20 protein-coding genes are annotated in these 18,791 nt (G+C 57.2%); 10 read left to right on the top strand and 10 right to left on the bottom strand.

The genetic code is table 11. The features are described from left to right. Positions 1 to 16: 16 nt before the first annotated feature. Positions 17 to 760 carry a Crp/Fnr family transcriptional regulator gene (locus L1P08_RS03755; RefSeq protein WP_438268434.1) on the bottom strand — a complete coding sequence of 248 codons (744 nt, stop codon included), beginning with the start codon at positions 758 to 760 and terminating at the stop codon, positions 17 to 19. Positions 761 to 889: 129 nt separating this feature from the next. On the opposite strand from L1P08_RS03755, the gene L1P08_RS03750 reads away from it, so the two are divergent. Further along, complete coding sequence (locus L1P08_RS03750; RefSeq protein WP_303618666.1) at positions 890 to 1,252, top strand: hypothetical protein; 363 nt, start codon at positions 890 to 892, stop codon at positions 1,250 to 1,252. 2 nt (positions 1,253 to 1,254) lie between these two features. On the opposite strand, the gene L1P08_RS03745 is transcribed toward L1P08_RS03750, so the two are convergent. Further along, positions 1,255 to 1,818 (bottom strand): RNA polymerase sigma factor, encoded by a 564-nt coding sequence (locus tag L1P08_RS03745; protein ID WP_303618665.1) that lies wholly within the window; start codon positions 1,816 to 1,818, stop codon positions 1,255 to 1,257. Further along, a complete protein-coding gene (locus tag L1P08_RS03740; protein WP_303619490.1) occupies positions 1,805 to 2,011 on the bottom strand; it encodes a NepR family anti-sigma factor in 207 nt (68 codons plus the stop codon). Before L1P08_RS03740 ends, L1P08_RS03745 begins: the two co-directional genes overlap by 14 nt. Positions 2,012 to 2,154: 143 nt before the next feature. On the opposite strand from L1P08_RS03740, the gene L1P08_RS03735 reads away from it, so the two are divergent. The 3 genes from L1P08_RS03735 (at position 2,155) to L1P08_RS03725 (ending at position 4,303) form a co-directional block, all read left to right on the top strand. Next, positions 2,155 to 2,949: a response regulator gene (locus tag L1P08_RS03735; protein ID WP_303618664.1), complete on the top strand. Its 795-nt coding sequence runs from the start codon at positions 2,155 to 2,157 to the stop codon at positions 2,947 to 2,949. Between the two features lie 84 nt (positions 2,950 to 3,033). Next, entirely contained in the window at positions 3,034 to 3,204 is a 171-nt protein-coding gene (locus L1P08_RS03730) for a DUF1328 domain-containing protein (RefSeq protein ID WP_303618663.1), read from the top strand. 91 nt (positions 3,205 to 3,295) lie between these two features. Further along, the gene (locus L1P08_RS03725; RefSeq protein WP_303618662.1) at positions 3,296 to 4,303 is read left to right on the top strand and encodes a sensor histidine kinase; all 1,008 of its coding nucleotides are present in this window, start codon (positions 3,296 to 3,298) and stop codon (positions 4,301 to 4,303) included. Between the two features lie 91 nt (positions 4,304 to 4,394). Here L1P08_RS03725 and L1P08_RS03720 read toward each other — a convergent pair whose 3' ends face one another. Next, on the bottom strand, positions 4,395 to 4,592 hold the full coding sequence (locus L1P08_RS03720) for a CsbD family protein (protein ID WP_303618661.1): 198 nt from the start codon (positions 4,590 to 4,592) through the stop codon (positions 4,395 to 4,397). A gap of 119 nt (positions 4,593 to 4,711) precedes the next feature. Continuing rightward, positions 4,712 to 6,133, bottom strand: coding sequence for a helix-turn-helix domain-containing protein (locus tag L1P08_RS03715; RefSeq protein WP_303618660.1), 1,422 nt, complete (start codon positions 6,131 to 6,133; stop codon positions 4,712 to 4,714). 150 nt (positions 6,134 to 6,283) lie between these two features. Between L1P08_RS03715 and L1P08_RS03710 the strand changes: the two genes are divergently transcribed. The 6 genes from L1P08_RS03710 (at position 6,284) to mce (ending at position 13,493) form a co-directional block, all read left to right on the top strand. Next, on the top strand, positions 6,284 to 7,816 hold the full coding sequence (locus tag L1P08_RS03710; RefSeq protein ID WP_303618659.1) for an acyl-CoA carboxylase subunit beta: 1,533 nt from the start codon (positions 6,284 to 6,286) through the stop codon (positions 7,814 to 7,816). Positions 7,817 to 7,826: 10 nt separating this feature from the next. Beyond that, positions 7,827 to 8,240: a hypothetical protein gene (locus L1P08_RS03705; RefSeq protein WP_303618658.1), complete on the top strand. Its 414-nt coding sequence runs from the start codon at positions 7,827 to 7,829 to the stop codon at positions 8,238 to 8,240. Between the two features lie 327 nt (positions 8,241 to 8,567). Then, positions 8,568 to 8,954: an endonuclease domain-containing protein gene (locus tag L1P08_RS03700; RefSeq protein WP_303618657.1), complete on the top strand. Its 387-nt coding sequence runs from the start codon at positions 8,568 to 8,570 to the stop codon at positions 8,952 to 8,954. Next, complete coding sequence (locus L1P08_RS03695; protein WP_303618656.1) at positions 8,954 to 10,945, top strand: acetyl-CoA carboxylase biotin carboxylase subunit; 1,992 nt, start codon at positions 8,954 to 8,956, stop codon at positions 10,943 to 10,945. The genes L1P08_RS03700 and L1P08_RS03695 overlap by 1 nt, the downstream gene beginning before the upstream one ends. A gap of 2 nt (positions 10,946 to 10,947) precedes the next feature. Continuing rightward, entirely contained in the window at positions 10,948 to 13,083 is a 2,136-nt protein-coding gene (gene scpA / locus L1P08_RS03690) for a methylmalonyl-CoA mutase (protein WP_438268452.1), read from the top strand. Continuing rightward, complete coding sequence (gene mce / locus L1P08_RS03685; protein ID WP_303618654.1) at positions 13,080 to 13,493, top strand: methylmalonyl-CoA epimerase; 414 nt, start codon at positions 13,080 to 13,082, stop codon at positions 13,491 to 13,493. The genes scpA and mce overlap by 4 nt, the downstream gene beginning before the upstream one ends. Positions 13,494 to 13,610: 117 nt before the next feature. Here the strand turns inward: mce and L1P08_RS03680 are convergent, their stop codons facing one another. The 5 genes from L1P08_RS03680 to L1P08_RS03660 are packed head-to-tail and all read right to left on the bottom strand — an operon-like array spanning position 13,611 to position 18,790. Then, positions 13,611 to 14,588, bottom strand: a complete 978-nt coding sequence (locus L1P08_RS03680; RefSeq protein ID WP_303618653.1) for a D-2-hydroxyacid dehydrogenase — start codon at positions 14,586 to 14,588, stop codon at positions 13,611 to 13,613. Between the two features lie 25 nt (positions 14,589 to 14,613). After that, the gene (locus L1P08_RS03675; RefSeq protein WP_303618652.1) at positions 14,614 to 15,549 is read right to left on the bottom strand and encodes a LysR family transcriptional regulator; all 936 of its coding nucleotides are present in this window, start codon (positions 15,547 to 15,549) and stop codon (positions 14,614 to 14,616) included. 44 nt (positions 15,550 to 15,593) lie between these two features. Then, the gene (locus tag L1P08_RS03670) at positions 15,594 to 16,475 is read right to left on the bottom strand and encodes an HpcH/HpaI aldolase/citrate lyase family protein (RefSeq protein WP_303618651.1); all 882 of its coding nucleotides are present in this window, start codon (positions 16,473 to 16,475) and stop codon (positions 15,594 to 15,596) included. After that, on the bottom strand, positions 16,468 to 17,664 hold the full coding sequence (locus L1P08_RS03665; protein WP_303618650.1) for a CaiB/BaiF CoA transferase family protein: 1,197 nt from the start codon (positions 17,662 to 17,664) through the stop codon (positions 16,468 to 16,470). The genes L1P08_RS03670 and L1P08_RS03665 overlap by 8 nt, the downstream gene beginning before the upstream one ends. A 13-nt stretch (positions 17,665 to 17,677) precedes the next feature. Further along, entirely contained in the window at positions 17,678 to 18,790 is a 1,113-nt protein-coding gene (locus L1P08_RS03660; protein WP_303618649.1) for a zinc-binding dehydrogenase, read from the bottom strand. Position 18,791 lies beyond the last annotated feature (1 nt).

Below are 18,791 nucleotides of genomic sequence, written 5' to 3'. Positions count from 1 at the left end.
CCTTCTTTCAATGACGTCAAATAAAAGGGCGGTTGGTGGAGGGGGCCTCGGTCCAGCCTGCAATCTCGGAAAGACCATCAAAATCCAGCACAGCACAGCCCCGGTCGCGCCAGGCAATCATTTTCTTGTCGGCCAGCTTGCGTAAGGTTTTGTTGGTATGCACGATTGAAAGGCCCAGCGTATCGGCAATGTGTTGTTGGGTGAGGGGGATGGCATTTTGCCCGTTCAGCTGGTTCAGCATTTTGGCGCGTCTATATAAAAAGGCGAGCAGATAAGCCGCGCGCTCAATGGCCGAACGTCGCCCGATGCTCAGCAGATGTTCATCGAGAATGCGTTCCTCCCGGGCCGCGATCCATGTCACATCGAACCCCAAAGAAGCGTGTTTCTCAAACAGTACCGGCATTTTTTCCCGTTCGAAAACGCACAGCGTCATAGGCGTCAGCGTCTCAACAGAATGCTGCATTTCTCCCAAAAGGCTGCTTTGCAACCCAACCAGGTCGCCGGGAAGCAGATAATTGAGAATTTGGCGGCGGCCGTCGTTCAATGTTTTGAAACGGAAGCCCCAGCCATCGAGAACGGTATAAAGGTGGGCGCTGTCAGAGCCTTCCAGCAACACGGTGGTTCCGCGGTCGGCCACCAGCTCCCCGGTTTTGAAACCGGATACAAAGGCGAGCTCTTCGTCGCTGAAGGCGCGGAAATGGTTGAATTTCGCCAAGGGGCATGCCCTGCAGCTTACGGTTTTCCTGACCTGCACCCACAAATCCCCCGAACGACATCTTATAACAACGCAACCGCCGCCATTTGGTTCCCTGTTGCGCACTATGTCTTTTTTAAATGACTTTGGTAGCGAAACAGCGTCTTTGGGTACCTCAATAGAGAACTGGACCTAATGCCTCATAATAATTTACGCATTCTTGTCGTCGACAACGAATACCTCATCGCACTGGATGCGGAATGTATTCTGCGCGACGCGATCAATTGCGACGTCACGATCACAGCACGTTCAGCCTGCAGCGAGAAACTGCGCGCCGAGCGCTTCGACATCGTTCTGCTCGATATCGGAGATACGACAGACGGTCTGGTGAAAGAAATAGAGGCAGCACTCGCCGCCGGTTCGCATCTGATTTTCTCAGCAACCAACGACGATTTCGCTAATGGCGTCCCGGGCTTTCCTGATATTCGCGTCTTGCTGAAGCCCTACGGCGAAGAAGCGCTGACCTCAGCAATAGCCGGTTGCGTCACGCTGGCCTGAACTCAGAGGGCAAAAGGCCTGGAGGTGACGGCAGCATCATTGGCGTCGGGTCCGTAATCGGCTTCACCGGATACCTGCAACAATTCCTTGAGGCTGTTGCGCGCACGGCTGACACGGCTCTTGATCGTGCCGATCGCACATTCACAAATTTCCGCTGCCTCTTCATAAGACATGCCTGAAGCCCCGACCAGAATGATCGCTTCGCGTTGGTCATCCGGCAATTTGGCAAGTGCAACACGGAAATCCTGCATGTCGAGCGCGCCATATTGCGCTGGCGGCACGGACATGCCTTCGGTGAATGCGCCTTCGCTGTCCTGGATTTCACGGCCACGCTTGCGCATTTGGCTGTAAAACTCATTACGCAGAATGGTGAAAAGCCAGGCTTTAAGGTTGGTGCCGGGTTCAAAACTGTCCTGCTTCGCCCAGGCCTTCATGATGGTATCCTGCACAAGGTCATCTGCCTTGTCCGGTCGACCAATCAGTGAATAGGCAAAGGCACGCAGGTTCGGCAGGATGCTGAGCATCTCGCGTTTGAAATTTGTGCTTTCTTGTTCACTTTTTGTCATGATTGACACCGGATCCTGCAGCTTTTTCGGCTTCGTCCAGTTGTTCGAGCAGATCAAGAAAGCGATCAGGAATCGCTTCTTCCTGCACGGAACTGTACAGTTCGCGTAATTTCTGTGAGATCTGGCTATTCGGATCGCTCGCGTCGGACGCTCGCCGCCTGTTGCTGTTGGTCATATCCCTCATCGTGCTCATTGGAATTGGTGATCCACTTCTGCCTAGTGTTACAATAATGCGTGCCATTAAAAAAAGTTCCAAATTTTGTGGAACTTTTTTTGCCGACCACCGTTTAACGGTCTGTTGTCCGCCCAAGAAGTAGAGAATTAGGGGAATTATATATGTCGCTTTCCACCCGTATTGCATCTCATCTGCCGTACCTGCGCCGTTACGCAAGGGCCGTTACCGGCTCCCAAACGTCTGGTGATGCTTATGTGGCAGCTGTTCTCGAAGCTCTCATCAGTGATGTATCCCTGTTTCCAGACACATCGAATGACCGCGTTTCATTGTTTAAACTCTTCTCGGTGATATTTGGTTCCACCCAAATCGAGATCAAACCGCAAGAATCACCCTTTGCCTGGGAGCAGCGCGCGGCCGCAAACATGGCGAGCTTGCCGCCCTTTGCCCGTCAGGCTTTTCTGCTTGTGGCGGTTGAAGGGTTCTCGCCTGCTGAAATCTGCACAATTCTCGATATCGACGAAGCACGCGCTTCCGAATTGCTGGCCGAAGCCTCGTCAGAGGTATCGCGTCAGGTGGCGACGGATATCATGATCATCGAAGACGAGCCGCTCATTGCCATGGATATCGAACAGATGGTCGAGGATCTCGGCCATAACGTCACCGGCATCGCGCGTACGCACAAGGAAGCCGTGGAACTGTTCGAGCGCACCCAGCCAAAAATGATCCTTGCTGACATCCAGCTTGCAGACGGCAGCTCGGGCATTGATGCGGTCAATGATATCCTCAAAACCGGCACAATTCCGGTGATCTTCATCACCGCGTTCCCGGAACGGTTGTTGACGGGCGAGCGGCCGGAGCCGGCTTTCCTTGTTACCAAGCCTTTTAACCCAGATATGGTGAAGGCGTTGATTAGTCAGGCATTATTCTTCAATAATAATGAGGTTGCTGCAGCCTGAGGCTCGGACAACCAATAATTTTCGCGATGTGGAACCAAACGAAAGGCCGGGCGTTAACTCAGCATAATATGAAGGAGAAGACACATGCTCTATTATGCTTTGGTATTCTTGGTTGTGGCCGTCATCGCGGGCGTTTTTGGATTTGGCGGCATTGCCGGCGCATCTGCGGGCATTGCGCAGATACTATTCTATCTCTTCCTGCTGTTTCTGGTGATTTCGCTGGTTGTGGGGTTGTTTCGCAGAGGCAGAGGCTAGTTTTTTGAAAGCCGCTTGAATTGATACAAAAAGGGCGCCCCAGCACGGGGCGCCCGATTGTTTGAAGCGGTTTGGGTTTGGAGTGGGGCTATTGAATCAGCGCCTGACATGGGAAAAACCGGGCCAGGACGATGAGCGCTTCCGGCGTTACCTCGTGCTGGCGCTTTTGCGTTCGGGTGTGTGCGTTACCCTTCAGGATAGCAATTCCGAATACCTGTTTATCGCCAACCTGTTTGATCTCTGGCATGTGGATGCAGATGCGCATCCCAGCGACAAGGACCTGTTCGGTGAAGAGCTGGCCGGCCGTATCGCCACATACAAGAAACACGCATTAGAATCCGGTGAGAAAACCACTCTTGAAGTGCCCATCAGTACGGATCGGCATTTCCAGTTCATGTTTGAGGCGATACCCTCAAGGGACGGTGGTGCCCCCGATCTCATGACGACCATTATCGACCTGTCGGAGGAGCGTCAGCGCGAAAAGGTGCTGCGTACACTGTTGCGGGAGGTCAGCCACCGGTCGAAAAACCTTCTGGCCATCATCCAGAGCGTTGCCGCCCAGACGGCGAAACACTCCGGCACTTTGGAACATTTCCTGCGCAAATTTCGGGGCCGTTTGTATTCCCTGTCGTCCTCACAGGACCTGATCACGGACTCCAGCTGGCGCGGGGCCTTCTTTTTCGAACTCGTGCGCGACCAGACATCCCGCTACATGCCTGAAAACGCGGATCTGATCAGCATTGGCGGCGAAGATATGTTGCTAACCCCCAATGCGTCATTGCATGTGGGATTGGCGCTGCATGAACTGGTCGTCAATGCCGCAAGCCATGGCGCCCTGGTTGCCGGCGACACCCATATTGCCATCGTTTGCAAAAGGATTGTGATCGATGATGGTCCGGGCGTTGAGGTGACCTGGAATGAACGCGTCGGTGATCCGCAGGACGATATTATCGAAGAGAACCCGGAAATCGCCCCGCATTTCGGTAGCCTCGTGCTCGAAAGGGTTGTGCCCGGCTCGGTTATGGGCACCGCCGAATACACGGTCACCAACAAGAGCATCTTTTATCGTTTGAAATTTCCCGTCGACGAGAGCGTATAAAAAAGCCGGTAAGAGCCAAAACTCTTACCGGTCTGTATATGCGCGAGGCTTTGGAGGTCTGCGCGTCAGGGGAGGGCATTCACGTCGTTTTTTAGCGCTTGCTCAGCCACTCATCGACTTCTTTTTCGGCGTCTTCTTCAGCCTTGCCATAGCGTTCCTGAAGCTTGCCAACCAGCTGCTTGCGGTTACCGTCAATGACATCGAGGTCATCACCGGTCAGCTTGCCCCACTGTTCCTGAACGTGACCTTTGGTCTGCATCCAGTTGCCTTTAATCTGATCCCAGTTCATCACAATCATCCTTTTCCGTATTGGGAGCTCAATGCTCTCATGCATCAGAAACGCGAGAGAAGGTTGACCGGTTCCGCAAATAAATAATGGAACCTTTTTAGGAAGCAGCCTTTCGAGGGTCAGGACAGGCGATAGGGCAGCAGCATGCGGTTGTCTGGATCGATATGCAGATGCGCATGGCTGGGCGGCACCGCCCGCTGGATACAATCCGGCCGCTCGCAAATCCGGCACGAAACGCCAATTGGCTCGAAAAGGTCAGGATTATGCACGTCCAGATCATCGGCATAAACGAACTGATCTGCGTGCTTCATCTCGCACCCCATTGCGAGCGCAAAGCGGCGCACCGGCGCGCCATAGCTGCCGGGCCGATCAGGGGCTTCAATGGCAATCGAGATATAACGGATGCCGTCCGGCGTTTCTGCCAATTGCCGCAAAATCCGGTTCGGGGTCTCAAACGCCTTGTGCGCATTCCATAAGGGGCAGGCGGCACCAAAGCGGGCAAACTGCAATTTGGTGGCGCTATGGCGCTTGGTGATATTCCCCGCCTGATCCAGCTTGGCAAAAAAGAACGGCACACCCTTTTTGCCGGGCCGCTGCAAGGTCGAAAGCCGATGCGCCACCTGTTCCAGACTGGCCCCGAACATACTGGCCAGCGCATCAATATCATTGCGCACGCTCCGCGCCGTGCCAGCAAAAGCCCCATAGGGCAGCAACAGCGCCCCGGCGAAATAATTGGCCAGCCCGATGACGCAAATATCGGCGGCTTCTTCGGTGCGAAACCCTGCGGCGGCTATAATTTCGTCGATAACGGCACGCTGCTCCAAAAGCGCAATCTGAAACCCGAGCTGAAATGCCTGTGTCGCCGTGGGGGTGGTGGCATTGAGACGCAATTGCCTTGCAACCGGATCATAGCGGCGCACCATCAGCGGATCTGTAGCTGCCCGCTCCAACATCACGGTCACCCCGTGCGCCTTCCATAAACGCGCCTTGAACCGCTCAACCGGATTACCGCCCAGCTCTTCAACCGCCCCGGCCAATGCCTCAGCCGCCAGATCGAGCGCATCTATGTAATTGTCCTGATAATGAAAGAAATCGCGCACTTCCTCATACGCCGTCGGCGCAACATTGCCGCCACCGCTGACAATCGAACTGTCGAGTTCCGCCAATTGCTCGCCAGCCTTCTTCAACCCGCTATGCATGGCCATCAGCGCATGCACGAATCCCGGCGCGTTCTGGGTGACCAGTTTGATCTCATGCAGGCTCGGCATTTGCCCGGCAAACACCGGATCGGCCAGGACCTCATTGAGATCAGCCAAAAGCCGCTCGCCATCATCCCCCGACAACCGGGCGATATCGACGCCAAAATCAGCCGCCAGCGCCAGCATGACCGCCGCCGTCACATGCCGCTGGTTATTCTCTATCTGGTTGAAATAGCTGTTGGAAATGCCAAGTCGCTGCGCAAACTCTGCCTGGGTCAGCCCCGCCTCCTGCCGGATTTCGCGGATTTTCTGGCCGACAAACAGCTTGTATTGGCGCGACATTTGCAACTTTTCCTTTTGCAATTTGCAACATTGATAAGTTTGCGGCCTCGCCTTTTCAAGCCTTATGCTTGCAATTGAAAGCGACTAGGTAGTTTCTGGAAGGGGAGGATACGCTGTTGTCTGTACAAGCGGTTTCGGGAGCATACGCTGATGAATGACATAATCGAGGCACTGGAACAGCGCCGCGCCGACGCACGGCTGGGCGGCGGGCAGGGGCGCATCGACAAGCAGCACGAAAAGGGCAAGCTCACCGCCCGCGAACGGCTTGATGTGCTGCTCGATCCCGGCTCGTTTGAAGAATACGACATGTTCGTCACCCACCGCTCCACCGATTTCGGCATGGAAAAACAGCTTGTGCCCGGCGATGGCGTCGTCACCGGATGGGGCACGATCAACGGGCGGATGACCTATGTCTTCTCCCAGGATTTCACCGTCTTCGGCGGCTCGCTGTCGGAAACCCATGCCCAGAAAATTTGCAAGATCATGGATCTGGCGGTGCAGAACGGCGCCCCGGTCATCGGCCTCAACGACAGCGGCGGCGCCCGCATTCAGGAGGGCGTGGCCTCGCTCGGCGGCTATGCCGAAGTGTTCTGGCGCAATGTGCAGGCCTCTGGCGCAGTGCCGCAAATCTCGGTGATCATGGGCCCCTGTGCCGGCGGCGCGGTCTATTCGCCCGCCATGACCGATTTCATCTATATGGTGCGCGACACCTCCTACATGTTCGTCACCGGCCCCGACGTGGTCAAAACCGTGACCAATGAAGTTGTCACCGCCGAGGAGCTGGGCGGGGCCACAACCCATACCCAGAAATCCTCGGTCGCCGACGCCGCCTTTGACAATGACATCGACACCCTGCTCGAAGTGCGCCGCCTGTTCGACTATCTGCCCCTCAACGCCAATGAAAAAGCCCCGCCCGTCGCCGTCAACGACCTGATCGACAGGGCCGAACCCTCTCTCGACACCATCATTCCCGACAGCGCCAACAAGCCCTATGACATGCGCGAAATCATCCTCAAACTGGCCGATGAGGGCGAGTTTCTCGAACTCCAGCGCGACCATGCCGGCAATATCCTGACCGGTTTCATCCGGTTGAACGGCGAAAGCGTCGGCGTTGTCGCCAATCAGCCCATGGTGCTGGCCGGGTGCCTTGATATCAATTCATCAAAAAAAGCCGCCCGTTTCGTCCGCTTCTGCGACGCTTTCAACATCCCCATCCTCACCCTTGTCGATGTGCCCGGCTTTTTGCCCGGTACGGCGCAGGAATTCGGCGGCATTATCAAGCATGGCGCCAAATTGCTGTTCGCCTATGCCGAGGCCACAGTGCCGAAAGTCACCGTCATCACCCGCAAGGCCTATGGTGGCGCTTATGACGTGATGGCCTCCAAACATATCCGGGCCGACGTCAACTATGCCTGGCCCAGCGCCGAAATCGCGGTAATGGGCGCCAAGGGCGCGACGGAAATTCTCTACCGCTCAGAACTGGGCGATGCCGAGAAAATCGCCGGCCGCACCGCCGAATACGAAACCCGCTTCGCCAACCCGTTTGTGGCGGCCGAACGCGGCTTCATCGACGACGTCATCATGCCCCACGGTACGCGACGGCGCGTGGCGCGGGCTTTCGAAACGCTGAAAAAGAAACATCAGACCATGCCGCCGAAAAAGCATGACAATATTCCGTTGTGAGGGGGTGGGGATGGCAAGGTTTGAGTATGAAAATTATCTGGACTTGGCCGAAGACGAATTGAAGGCTGCAAAATTAGTATTGGCTGTGGCCGCTACACCCCTAATCTTCTTTCTATCTACTCTTGGGTACTTAGGCAGCCTTAACGACATAACCAAAGCAGTCGCCACCGTTTCGTTGGTGGCATTTATGCTAAGCCTGACGCTATGGGGCTTATCAACCGTTATGTGTCAGCTATGTATAGTTTCGGTTCGTTATGAGCGCGCTCAAGGCATCGAGGACGATGCACTTCGAGAGCATGCGGAGAAAATGTGGACCGCGCAGAACAAAGTCACATCAAAATGGTTTCCGATTGCAGCAGGAGGGCTCCTTGTGGGCTTTGTGGGAATGTGTGCCTTCGTGTTTTTGGTTATTTGGTGCCGGTAAGATGTTCGGCAAAATCCTCATCCCCAACCACACTCCCTCTTTCCCTCCCCCTTGTGGGGAGGGCAGGGTGGGGGTTGGCCCGCAGGGCCGACAAAAGACTCCTCGCGAACCCAACGCTCCAACCTCATTGTTGGCGCGCCTTGCGCGCGCCCCCCACCCGACCCGACTGCGTCGGGCCACCCTCCCCACAAGGGGGAGGGAAAGGGAAGAAATGATGCGCGTTAAACGCTTCTTGCCCAACACTGCCGCATTTCGGGCACGCTCCTCTGTCTCCCTCCCCCTCGTGGGGAGGGTGGCCCGGCAAGGCCGGGTCGGGTGGGGGGCTTCATGACCATCCAGCGCGCCAGAACATTGCGAAAAACCATGCCTCCGGCAGAGGCCCGCCTATGGAATCTGCTGCGCACCGAACCGTTCGCCGCCTTTCATTTCCGGCGGCAAGTGCCGATAGGGCGCTATTACGCCGATTTCGCCACCCATGCGGCCAAGCTGGTGATTGAAGTGGATGGCGAAACCCACTGCGCAGATGCCGCCATCGCCTATGACAGTGAACGCGAAACTTTCATCAAGGGCGAGGGCTATGCCGTGCTGCGTTTCGCCAATGCCGATGTGATGCAAAATCTGGAAGGCGTGGGCACCCGATTGCTACAGGTGCTGCACCAGCCCCCCAACGGCCCCGGCCTCGCCACCCATATGGGCGGCAGAAAGAAGAGCTGATGTTCAAAAAAATCCTCATCGCCAACCGCGGCGAAATCGCCTGCCGGGTCATCAAGACCGCCAAGAAAATGGGCATCAAGACCGTCGCCGTCTATTCGGATGAGGACCGGGAAGCGCTGCATGTGCGCATGGCCGATGAGGCCGTGCATATTGGCGGCTCGGCGGCCGCCGATAGCTATTTGCTGGGCGAACGCATTTTAGAGGCCTGCCAGCAAACCAGCGCCGAGGCCATTCATCCCGGTTATGGATTTTTGTCCGAAAATGCCAAGTTTGCCGAAGCCTGCGCCGCAGCCGGTGTGGTGTTTATCGGCCCGCCGCCCAAGGCGATCGCGGCCATGGGCGACAAGATCACTTCGAAAAAACTGGCCGCTGAAGCCGGTGTTTCCACCGTGCCCGGCTATATGGGCCTTATTGCCGATGCCGATGAAGCGGTAAAAATCGCCAATGAGGTTGGCTATCCAGTGATGATCAAGGCTTCCGCCGGCGGCGGGGGCAAGGGCATGCGGATCGCCTGGAATGATGCCGAAGCCCGTGAAGGCTTTGACCGCTCAAAATCGGAAGCCGCCTCCAGCTTTGGCGATGACCGGATTTTCATCGAGAAATTCATCACCGATCCGCGCCATATCGAAATTCAGGTTCTGGGCGATGCCCATGGCAATTGCCTTTATCTCGGCGAGCGCGAATGTTCCATCCAGCGCCGCAACCAGAAGGTGATCGAGGAAGCGCCAAGTCCGTTTCTCGATCAGGCCACCAGAGTCCAAATGGGCGAGCAGTCTGTGGCCCTCGCCAAGGCCGTGGGCTATACCAGCGCCGGCACGGTCGAGTTCATCGTCGATGGCGATTTGAACTTCTATTTCCTTGAAATGAATACCAGATTGCAGGTTGAGCATCCGGTGACCGAACTGGTGACCGGGCTCGATCTGGTCGAACAAATGCTGCGCGTCGCTGCGGGCGAAAAGCTCTCCCTGCGTCAGGCCGAGGTCACCATGACCGGCTGGGCCATTGAAAGCCGCATTTATGCCGAAGACCCGTATCGCAATTTCCTGCCCTCGGTCGGGCGGCTGACCCGCTATCGCCCACCGGTCGCCGAAGCCAGCAACAAGATCGTCGTGCGCAATGATACCGGCGTTTACGAGGGCGGCGAGATTTCCACCTTTTACGACCCGATGATCGCCAAACTCTGCACCTGGGCCCCACGCCGCGGCGAGGCCATCGAGGCCATGGCCGATGCGCTCGATGCCTTTGAGCTCGAAGGGGTGGGGCACAATATCCCCTTCCTCTCCGCCGTCATGGACCAACAGCGTTTCCGCGACGGTCGGCTGACCACCGGCTATATCGCCGAGGAATTCCCCGAAGGTTTTGACGGGGTCACCCTCAGCGATGCCAATCTGGCGAAACTGGCCGCCATCGCCTGTGCGGCAGCACTCCGCCTCGAAACCCGTGGTTTTGCCGGCAATGGCACGCTCAACATGCATGTCGATGAACCGCACCGCGCGGTGATGATCGACGGAAAGCGTTGGGATTTCGGCATGGCGGGTAATGACACCCTGACCGATGCCAAAGGCAAGCCAATCGCCCTTGATGCCGGCTGGCAGCCGGGCGACACCATTGCCCATGCCCGTTTCGGCGACGATCGCATGTTCGTGCGCATGGACCGGGTCACCGGCGGCTTCCGCATGCGCTATCGCGGTGCCAACATTGTCGCCAAAGTGCTGCTGCCCCGCGTCGCCGATCTAATGCCGCTCATGCCAGTCAAGATCCCGCCCGACATGTCAAAATTCCTGCTTTGCCCTATGCCCGGCGTCATCGTCCGGCTCGACGTGGCCGAGGGTGACATCGTCGAGGACGGGCAGGCGCTGGCCATTGTCGAGGCTATGAAAATGGAAAATGTGCTGCGGGCGGAAAAGCGGCTGAAGATCGCCAAACTGCATGCCGGTATCGGTTCCATTCTCGCCGTCGATGAAATCATCATGGAGTTCGAAGACGCATGACGATCAAACCCGCGACCTATGCCCAATGGGCAGCCCGTGCCCAGAAGGAATTGAAGGACAAGCCGCTTGAGGCGCTGATGCGCGATTATGGCGACCTGCCGGTCAAGCCCGCCTATTTCGCCGAGGACATTCCCGAAGGGGCCGCCGCCGATCTGCCCGGTGCCGCGCCCTATACGCGCGGCGTCCGCGCCAGCATGTATGCCAACAGGCCCTGGACCATCCGCCAATATGCCGGCTTCTCTACGGCGCGCGAAAGCAATGCCTTTTACCGCGCCAATCTGGCGGGGGGCCAAAAGGGCTTGTCCGTCGCCTTCGATCTGGCCACGCATCGCGGCTATGACAGCGACCATGAGCGCGTGCCCGGCGATGTCGGCAAGGCCGGGGTGGCGATTGATTCCGTCGAGGACATGAAAGTGCTGTTCGATGGCATCCCGCTCGATGAGATGTCGGTCTCCATGACCATGAATGGCGCGGTCATCCCCGTGCTGGCCATGTTCATCGTCGCGGCGGAAGAGCAGGGGGTTGCGGCGGACAAACTCTCTGGCACCATTCAGAATGACATTCTGAAAGAGTTCATGGTCCGCAATACCTATATCTATCCGCCCGAACCCTCGATGCGGATCGTTGGCGATATCATCGCCTATACCGCCGAACACATGCCCAAATTCAATTCCATCTCCATTTCCGGCTATCACATGCACGAGGCCGGGGCGACGGCGGTGCAGGAACTGGCCTATACGCTCGCCGACGGCATGGAATATGTCCGCGCCGCCCAGGCCAACGGGCTGGATATCGATGCATTTGCAGGGCGTTTGAGCTTTTTCTTCGGCATTGGCATGAACTTCTTTGTCGAAATCGCCAAATTGCGCGCCGCCCGTCAGCTCTGGGCCGGAATCATGAGTGATCTCGGGGCCAAGGACCCGCGCTCGCTCATGCTGCGCACCCATTGCCAGACTTCGGGCGTCTCCCTGACCGAGCAGGACCCGTATAACAATGTCGTCCGCACCGCTTTTGAGGCCATGGCGTCGGTTCTGGGCGGCACCCAAAGTCTACATACCAATGCATTCGACGAAGCCATTGCTTTGCCAACGGATTTCTCCGCCCGCATCGCCCGCAACACCCAATTGATCCTCCAGCACGAAACCCGGGTCACCGATGTCGTCGATCCTTTGGGCGGTTCCTATTACATCGAGGCACTGACCGGTGAGCTGGTAGCGCGGGCCGGGGCGCTGATCGCCGAGGCTGAGGCCGAAGGCGGCATGACCCAATCTGTGCAGGCCGGCACGCCAAAGGCCCGGATCGAGGAAGCCGCCGCCTTGCGCCAGACCCGCGTCGACCGGGGCGAAGAAGTGATCGTTGGCGTCAACCGCTTTCGGCTTGAGGCAGAAGACAAGCTGGAAACCCGCGAAATCGACAACCGCAAGGTGCGCGAAGACCAGATCGCCCAGTTGAAAAAGATCCGCAGCACCCGCAATCAGATACTGGTCGATGAGGCATTGGCCGGATTGACGGAGTGCGCGGCCATGAACGAGGGCAACCTGCTCGCCGCTGCCGTAAAGGCTGCCCGTGCCCGCGCAACCCTTGGCGAAATTTCCGCCGCCATGGAAGAAGTGTTCGGCCGCTACAATGCGGTGACCAGGGTGATTTCCGGCGTCTATGCCGAGCAATATCACGATGATCCAGAATACCAGTCCCTTTGCGCCCGCATCGCAAGCTATGCGGAAGTCCATGGCCAGAAGCCGCGCATCTTCATCGCCAAAATGGGGCAGGATGGTCATGATCGCGGGGCCAAGGTCATCGCCACCGCCTTTGCCGATATGGGCTTTGACGTGCAGATTGGTTCCCTGTTTGAAACGCCTGAGGAAGTCGCCATTCACGCCGAGGAATTGCAGGTCGATGCCGTTGGCGTTTCCTCGCTTGCCGCCGGGCACAAAACTCTGGTGCCCGAACTGATCGAACATTTGCGGGCGAGGGGACTGGCTGACGTCGCGGTAATCGCCGGGGGGGTCATTCCCGAACAGGATTATGCGTTTCTGCGTGAGGCCGGGGTTGCAGAAATCTTCGGGCCGGGCACAAATGTCTTGCAGGCCGCCTTCGCGGTGCTGAACCGGATCGAGGGGCGATTGACCAACCAATGATCGGCCGTCTCAACCATATTGCCATTGCCGTGCCCGACCTGAAAAAGGCAACGGCCAAATATCGCGACCTGCTTGGGGCCGAGGTCTCTCTGCCGCAAAGCCTGCCCCAGCACGGGGTAACCGTCGTCTTTGTGCAGCTCGACAACACCAAAATCGAGTTACTGCACCCGCTGGGCGAGCATTCCCCGGTCTCCGGCTTTCTCGAAAAACACCCCTCAGGCGGCATGCACCACATCTGTTTCGAGGTTGATGATCTGGAAACAGCTTCCCGCAAGCTGACAGCAGATGGCGCGCGCGTGCTTGGCGACGGCAAGCCAAAAATCGGCGCGCATGGTCTGCCGGTCCTGTTTCTTCATCCCAAGGATTTCGACGGCACGTTGATCGAACTGGAAGAAGTGTCCGGCACCTGAAATGCCGGAAAATCTCAGGGCTGTGTATGAAACATTATAGGTATATGTATTGTTTGTAACACTCTGAATTTAAATAACAAAAAACATTACAAACATTTTTGATATACAAAAACTTATTCATTTTACAGATATTATGTTTTGAGGCTTGCCGCTCAAAAATGCATCAATGTTTCCAAACACTTGATCGGCAACAACCTGCGTTGCCTCCCGGCTGGCCCACGCCACATGCGGCGTCAAAATAAAGTCGTCTCGATCCATCAGGTCGAAAAACGGGTGCCCGTCAACGATAGGTTCAACCGCCGTCACATCAAATCCCGCACCGGAAATCTGCCCTGAAATCAATGCCTTGCAAAGAGCATCTTCATCCACAAGCCCACCGCGCCCGGTATTGATGATAAGCGGCCGCCGCGCCATCAACCCAAACGCATCCGCATCAATCAACCCCCGCGTCTCCGGCCCCAACGGCACATGCAATGTGATGATATCCGACGCCGCCAGCACCTCTTCAAAAGGCAGATAGCGATCGCTTTTGGGGGGCGCGCCGCGCCGGGCGGCCCGCAACACATTCATGCCGAATGCCTGCGCGATATTTCCCACCGCCTTGCCAATGGTGCCGTCGCCAATAATGCCAATGGTGGAGCCCGATAGGTCATTGATCGGGAAATCGAAATAGCAGAACTGTCCGCTCTCCTGCCAACGCCCCGCAGCAACAGATTTATGATAGGCCATGACGCTGCGCCGCAATGCCAGGATCAACGCAAATGTATGCTCGGGCACCGTGTTATAGGCATAGTCGCGCACATTGCAGACCAGAACATTTTGTGCCGCACATGCCTCAACATCGATGACATCATAGCCCGTCGCGGCGACAGCAATCAGCTTCAGGTTTGGGGCCGATTGCAGGCTCTCACGCGTGATGGGAACCTTGTTGGTGATGACGATATCCGCATCCGCGATGCGTTCGGCCACCTGCTCGGGCGCAGTGCGGTTATAAAAGGTGATGCGGTGCGGGGCCTTGGGTCCCGACAAATCCGCTTCCGGCGGAAAAGTGCCCTGGTCAAGCATCACGATGTGGACGTCGTCACGAACAGCCATCCTGTCCCCTGTCAGATATGTGTTTTCAGATAATCGGGTGCGCCAGCCAGCCATCTTCTTTCACGCGCATTTGCACCACGCTTTTGAGGCGCTGCGCCACCTCACTGACAGCGCGCGACGGCGTGCGTCCGGCACCTGTTGTGAGGTTGACCACCCGCGATACCGAAGGCCGCAAGATCAGCGCCGCCGCAAGGTCGGGACGATAGCCATACTGAAAGGCTGCCGACGACATGACCGTGTAGCCAAGCCCGCGGGCCACCAGCCGCTGGATTTCGCCGAATGCATCAATTTCAACAACCACGCCAAGGCGTACGGCCTGCTGGCGTGCCACATCCTCCACCAGAATTCTAAGGCCGTGTTCGGGGGCGGGCAGGATCAGGGGCACATTTGCCAGGCTGACAAAAGGCACATTGCCATTGGTGTCGAGATGCGGGGCCATGGCGGCCTGATCCTTGCCGACAAGCAGCAAATCCTCGCGCGCCAACGGCTCAATCACAATGTCGGAGGGCGGCCGGGAACCGAACGTGATCCCGAGGTCGAGCGTGCCATCCTGAAGCCATTGCTCGATATAACCGGACATGCTCTCAACGATCCGCAACTTAACATTGGGAATTTCCGCCATGCACAATTCCAGTAGTGGACTGGTCAACCCTGCCGTCAGCGAGGTCGGAAGCCCCACACGCACCAGACCGACTGGTGACGCATTGAACGCCAGCATATCGGCTTCGGCGTCCTGCATTTGCCGCAGGATGGAGCGGGCGTGGCGCAACAATTCCTCGCCCTGCGCGGTTGGTGATACGCCGCGGGCGCTGCGCGCGAATAATTCCGTCCCCAGATCCGCCTCCAGTCGGCGAATGCGGGCGCTCACCGATGGTTGCGACATGTTCAGCCGTTCCGCTGCCGCGACGAATGAGCCGGTCTCGGCGATCATCGCGACACAGCGCAGGTCCTTGAGGTCCAAGTCGGTTTCCTATCGTTTTTAGGCGCGTGCGGACTTCACGGTTCTCAAGAGGCAAACTGCTCGTGAGCGGAAAGGATTGCCTGCGCTTGTTCGACAACGGGCAAATCAACCATTTTGCCATTATGGCTTATCGCCCCGCGTCCCTCTTTTATGCCTTGCTCAAAACTGGCTATCAAGGCGCGCGCTGCATCGACCTCTTCCTGCGAGGGGGCAAACTGCTTGTTGAGCACCGGCACCTGGCTGGGATGAATGGCAAATGCACCGGTGAAACCCAGTGACCGGGCTTCGCTGATCAGGTCGCCATAAGCGGCCATATCTGAATAATCCGCCACAGATCCAACAAAGCCGAGCGGCATACAACCTGCAGCTCTGGCCGCTGCAACTGCCTGAAGATTTGGCAGCAGAAGCGATTGGTGTGTCGGCTTCATGCCCATCGACACCGCTAGATCTTCCGCGCCGACAATCAATCCGATGACCCTGTCGCTGGCGCGGGCGATCTGTTCCATTTGCGAAAGCGCCTCGGCCGTCTCCACCATGGCAATCAGCCGGGTATGGCCGTTTTCAAGCCCCATATTTTGTTCAATTTCGTCAAGGGTCTCGGCAATCGCGCGCACATGGCCGGGGCCGGGAACCTTTGGCAGCGTCAGGGCAAGCACTGATGGGCGCACGCATGCCTGCATGTCGGCCATCGCCATGCACCACGGGCGATTGATACGCACAATGACATCGCACCCGGCATCCGCCAGACGGTCGGCGACGTCCGCTACATGGTCGCGGGCCTGCTGCTTCTGATCGGGCGGAATGGCATCCTCAAGGTCCAGCTGAATGCAGTCCGCATCCCGGTTCGGCGCGCCGGCAACGAATTTCTCATTGAGTACCGGAACAAAAAGAATGGAGCGCCAGTTCGGCAGATTGCGGTCAGGCATGAGTAGATACCTTCTTTTCGGACCTGTAACGTTTGAGTTCTTCACCAATTTCGGCATTGTGCTCGCCCAGTTGCGGCGCGGGGCGGCGGAACTGGCCGGGCGTCAGCGACATGCGCGGCACAATATTGTGCATGGGAACACTGCCCATGCCTTCATCAGGCAGATCGACCAGAACTTCGCGCTCGCGAACATAAGGATGGTCGATAAGATCGCCCATTGAGCACACAGGCCCAACCGTCACGCCTGCCTCTTCAAACAGGGTCAAATTTTCCGCTTGGGAGCGCCGGCTGATGAACTCAGCAATAATTGCATCAAGTTCATCCCGGTTTTTGACACGTTCATCATTGGTTGCGAACCGCGGGTCGGTTTTAAGCTGTGGCTGGCCGATCGTGTCCATAATACGCATGGCCATGGACTGCATCGAGCCGGAAAGCGCGACATATTTGCCGTCGGCACACAAATACACATTTCGCGGTGAGGTATGCGAAGACTGGTTGCCGGCACGCATCGTCGGCTCGCCTGTGAGCTGAACCTGGGCTGCTTCCGAGGCGATGATCGAAAGGATCGGCTCAAACAATGACAAGTCGATAACCTGGCCTTTGCCGCCACCCATCTCGACCGCCCGTAAAGCGGTAAGCACGGCACCGACACCATAGAGGCCGGCGACCATATCTGCCATGGCCAATGGGGGCAGGGTGGGTGGCTTGTCGGCATGTCCGTTCAGATGCGCCCAGCCCGACATGGCCTCGACCAGCGTGCCAAAACCCGGACGGTTGCGATAGGGGCCGGTTTGCCCCCAGCCCGATATGCGCAGGATAACCAGCTTGGGATTGATCCGGTGCAAGTCCTCCGGCCCCAGATTCCATTTTTCCAGCGTTCCCGGCACAAAGTTTTCCACCAGCACGTCAGCAGTGGTCAACAGGTCAACCAGGTCCTCACGTCCTTCTTCGGTCTTGATGTCACACGCAAAACTTCTTTTGTTCCGCGCGTAAACCTTCCAGTAGATTTCCTGGTCTTTGCAGCGCCAGTTGCGCAGATCGTCACCTTTGCCGGGACGTTCAATCTTGATGACGTCGGCACCATAATCTGCAAGCACATGCGTCGTCATATTGCCGGCGACAAGGCGGGACATGTCGATAACCCGGACTTTGTCCAGGGGACCGAGGGCATTGGGATCAAAAGATTGCATGAAACGACCCTCGTTATGAGAATTCAATGACGGGCTTTACCTCTTCGTACCGGCGCATGCGGTCCAAAGCGGTATTCACATCGTCAAGCCGGTAACGGCCCGTCAAAATCTTGTGCAGCGGAATTTGGGCCTGATGCTGTGCCGCAAACTCCAGTGCCTGCCAATAGCTGCGCGCATCGCCCGAGAAGGAGCCGATAACCCGGATATTGTTTTTCACAATGGTGGAGGGTTTGAGGGTGGTTTCCTTGTCGCCCAGCTGGCCAACAACGACGTACCGGCCACCCTTTCTGACGATATCAAGCCCTTCCCCAAACGCCGGGGGATGTCCGGTGAATTCCATGACAATGTCCGCGCCGCGCCCGTCTGTCAGGCTGCGAATGGTTTCAAGCCGCTCTTCATGGCTGGCATTCTCAATTGAAATCGTATGATCAGCCCCAAGTTCGCCAGCCAGATCAAGTCGTGCCTGGGGCGAACCGATGGCAATAACGCTACGGGCACCGCGTGCACGTGCAACAGCTGTTGCGAGCAGGCCAAGCGGCCCCACGCCCTGAATGACGATATGTTCGTGCGCCTCGATCTCGCCCAGATTGTTCATGGCGTTCATGACCGAGCGGAATGCGCAAGAGCACAGGCTTGCTAGGTCATCAGCGACATTGTCGGGCACTTTGATCCGCCCGGACTGCGGCAGAACATAGCCATATTCCGAGAAGCCACCCAACAGATAGGGATAGCGTGCCATCGTCTCGTACATATAGGCGCGCCGGTTTTCACACAGCGTCGGTTGCTTTGCCACCGTGCAATAGAAACACGAGCCGCAGGACGTGTGCGTCCACAAGATGCGGTCGCCGATCTTCAGGTCCTGGCCAATACTGTCCTTGGAGCTGTTGTCGCCCATGGCCACAACCCGCCCGGTCATTTCGTGACCGATAATGACGGGCAGATCCACCTTGAGCGCCAGATTGCCGCCGGACAGGTGCACGTCGGTGCCACAAACCGAACAGGCGCTGGTTTTGACAAGCAAAGAGCCAGCTTCCAGTTTCTCAGGCACCGGCACATCTTCAATTTGAAGGGGCTGGCCGAATTCGCGCAAAACTGCTGCTTTGGAAAATTTGGGGATATTGGTCATG

The organism is Mariluticola halotolerans (genome assembly GCF_021611515.1).
Classification (GTDB): Bacteria; Pseudomonadota; Alphaproteobacteria; order Rhizobiales; family Devosiaceae; genus Mariluticola; species Mariluticola halotolerans.
This window is presented reverse-complemented; position numbering and strand designations above follow the sequence as displayed.

Excerpts from the sequence above, each read along its gene's own strand:
- L1P08_RS03720 (WP_303618661.1), bottom strand. The coding sequence starts at position 4,592 with ATGAACTGGGATCAGATTAAAGGCAACTGGATGCAGACCAAAGGTCAC.
- L1P08_RS03660 (WP_303618649.1), bottom strand. The coding sequence starts at position 18,790 with ATGACCAATATCCCCAAATTTTCCAAAGCAGCAGTTTTGCGCGAATTC.
- L1P08_RS03710 (WP_303618659.1), top strand. The coding sequence starts at position 6,284 with ATGAATGACATAATCGAGGCACTGGAACAGCGCCGCGCCGACGCACGG.
- L1P08_RS03695 (WP_303618656.1), top strand. The coding sequence starts at position 8,954 with ATGTTCAAAAAAATCCTCATCGCCAACCGCGGCGAAATCGCCTGCCGG.
- L1P08_RS03715 (WP_303618660.1), bottom strand. The coding sequence starts at position 6,133 with ATGTCGCGCCAATACAAGCTGTTTGTCGGCCAGAAAATCCGCGAAATC.
- L1P08_RS03745 (WP_303618665.1), bottom strand. The coding sequence starts at position 1,818 with ATGACAAAAAGTGAACAAGAAAGCACAAATTTCAAACGCGAGATGCTC.
- L1P08_RS03735 (WP_303618664.1), top strand. The coding sequence starts at position 2,155 with ATGTCGCTTTCCACCCGTATTGCATCTCATCTGCCGTACCTGCGCCGT.
- L1P08_RS03750 (WP_303618666.1), top strand. The coding sequence starts at position 890 with ATGCCTCATAATAATTTACGCATTCTTGTCGTCGACAACGAATACCTC.
- L1P08_RS03730 (WP_303618663.1), top strand. The coding sequence starts at position 3,034 with ATGCTCTATTATGCTTTGGTATTCTTGGTTGTGGCCGTCATCGCGGGC.
- L1P08_RS03740 (WP_303619490.1), bottom strand. The coding sequence starts at position 2,011 with ATGAGCACGATGAGGGATATGACCAACAGCAACAGGCGGCGAGCGTCC.
- L1P08_RS03665 (WP_303618650.1), bottom strand. The coding sequence starts at position 17,664 with ATGCAATCTTTTGATCCCAATGCCCTCGGTCCCCTGGACAAAGTCCGG.
- L1P08_RS03670 (WP_303618651.1), bottom strand. The coding sequence starts at position 16,475 with ATGCCTGACCGCAATCTGCCGAACTGGCGCTCCATTCTTTTTGTTCCG.
- L1P08_RS03700 (WP_303618657.1), top strand. The coding sequence starts at position 8,568 with ATGACCATCCAGCGCGCCAGAACATTGCGAAAAACCATGCCTCCGGCA.
- L1P08_RS03705 (WP_303618658.1), top strand. The coding sequence starts at position 7,827 with ATGGCAAGGTTTGAGTATGAAAATTATCTGGACTTGGCCGAAGACGAA.
- mce (WP_303618654.1), top strand. The coding sequence starts at position 13,080 with ATGATCGGCCGTCTCAACCATATTGCCATTGCCGTGCCCGACCTGAAA.
- L1P08_RS03680 (WP_303618653.1), bottom strand. The coding sequence starts at position 14,588 with ATGGCTGTTCGTGACGACGTCCACATCGTGATGCTTGACCAGGGCACT.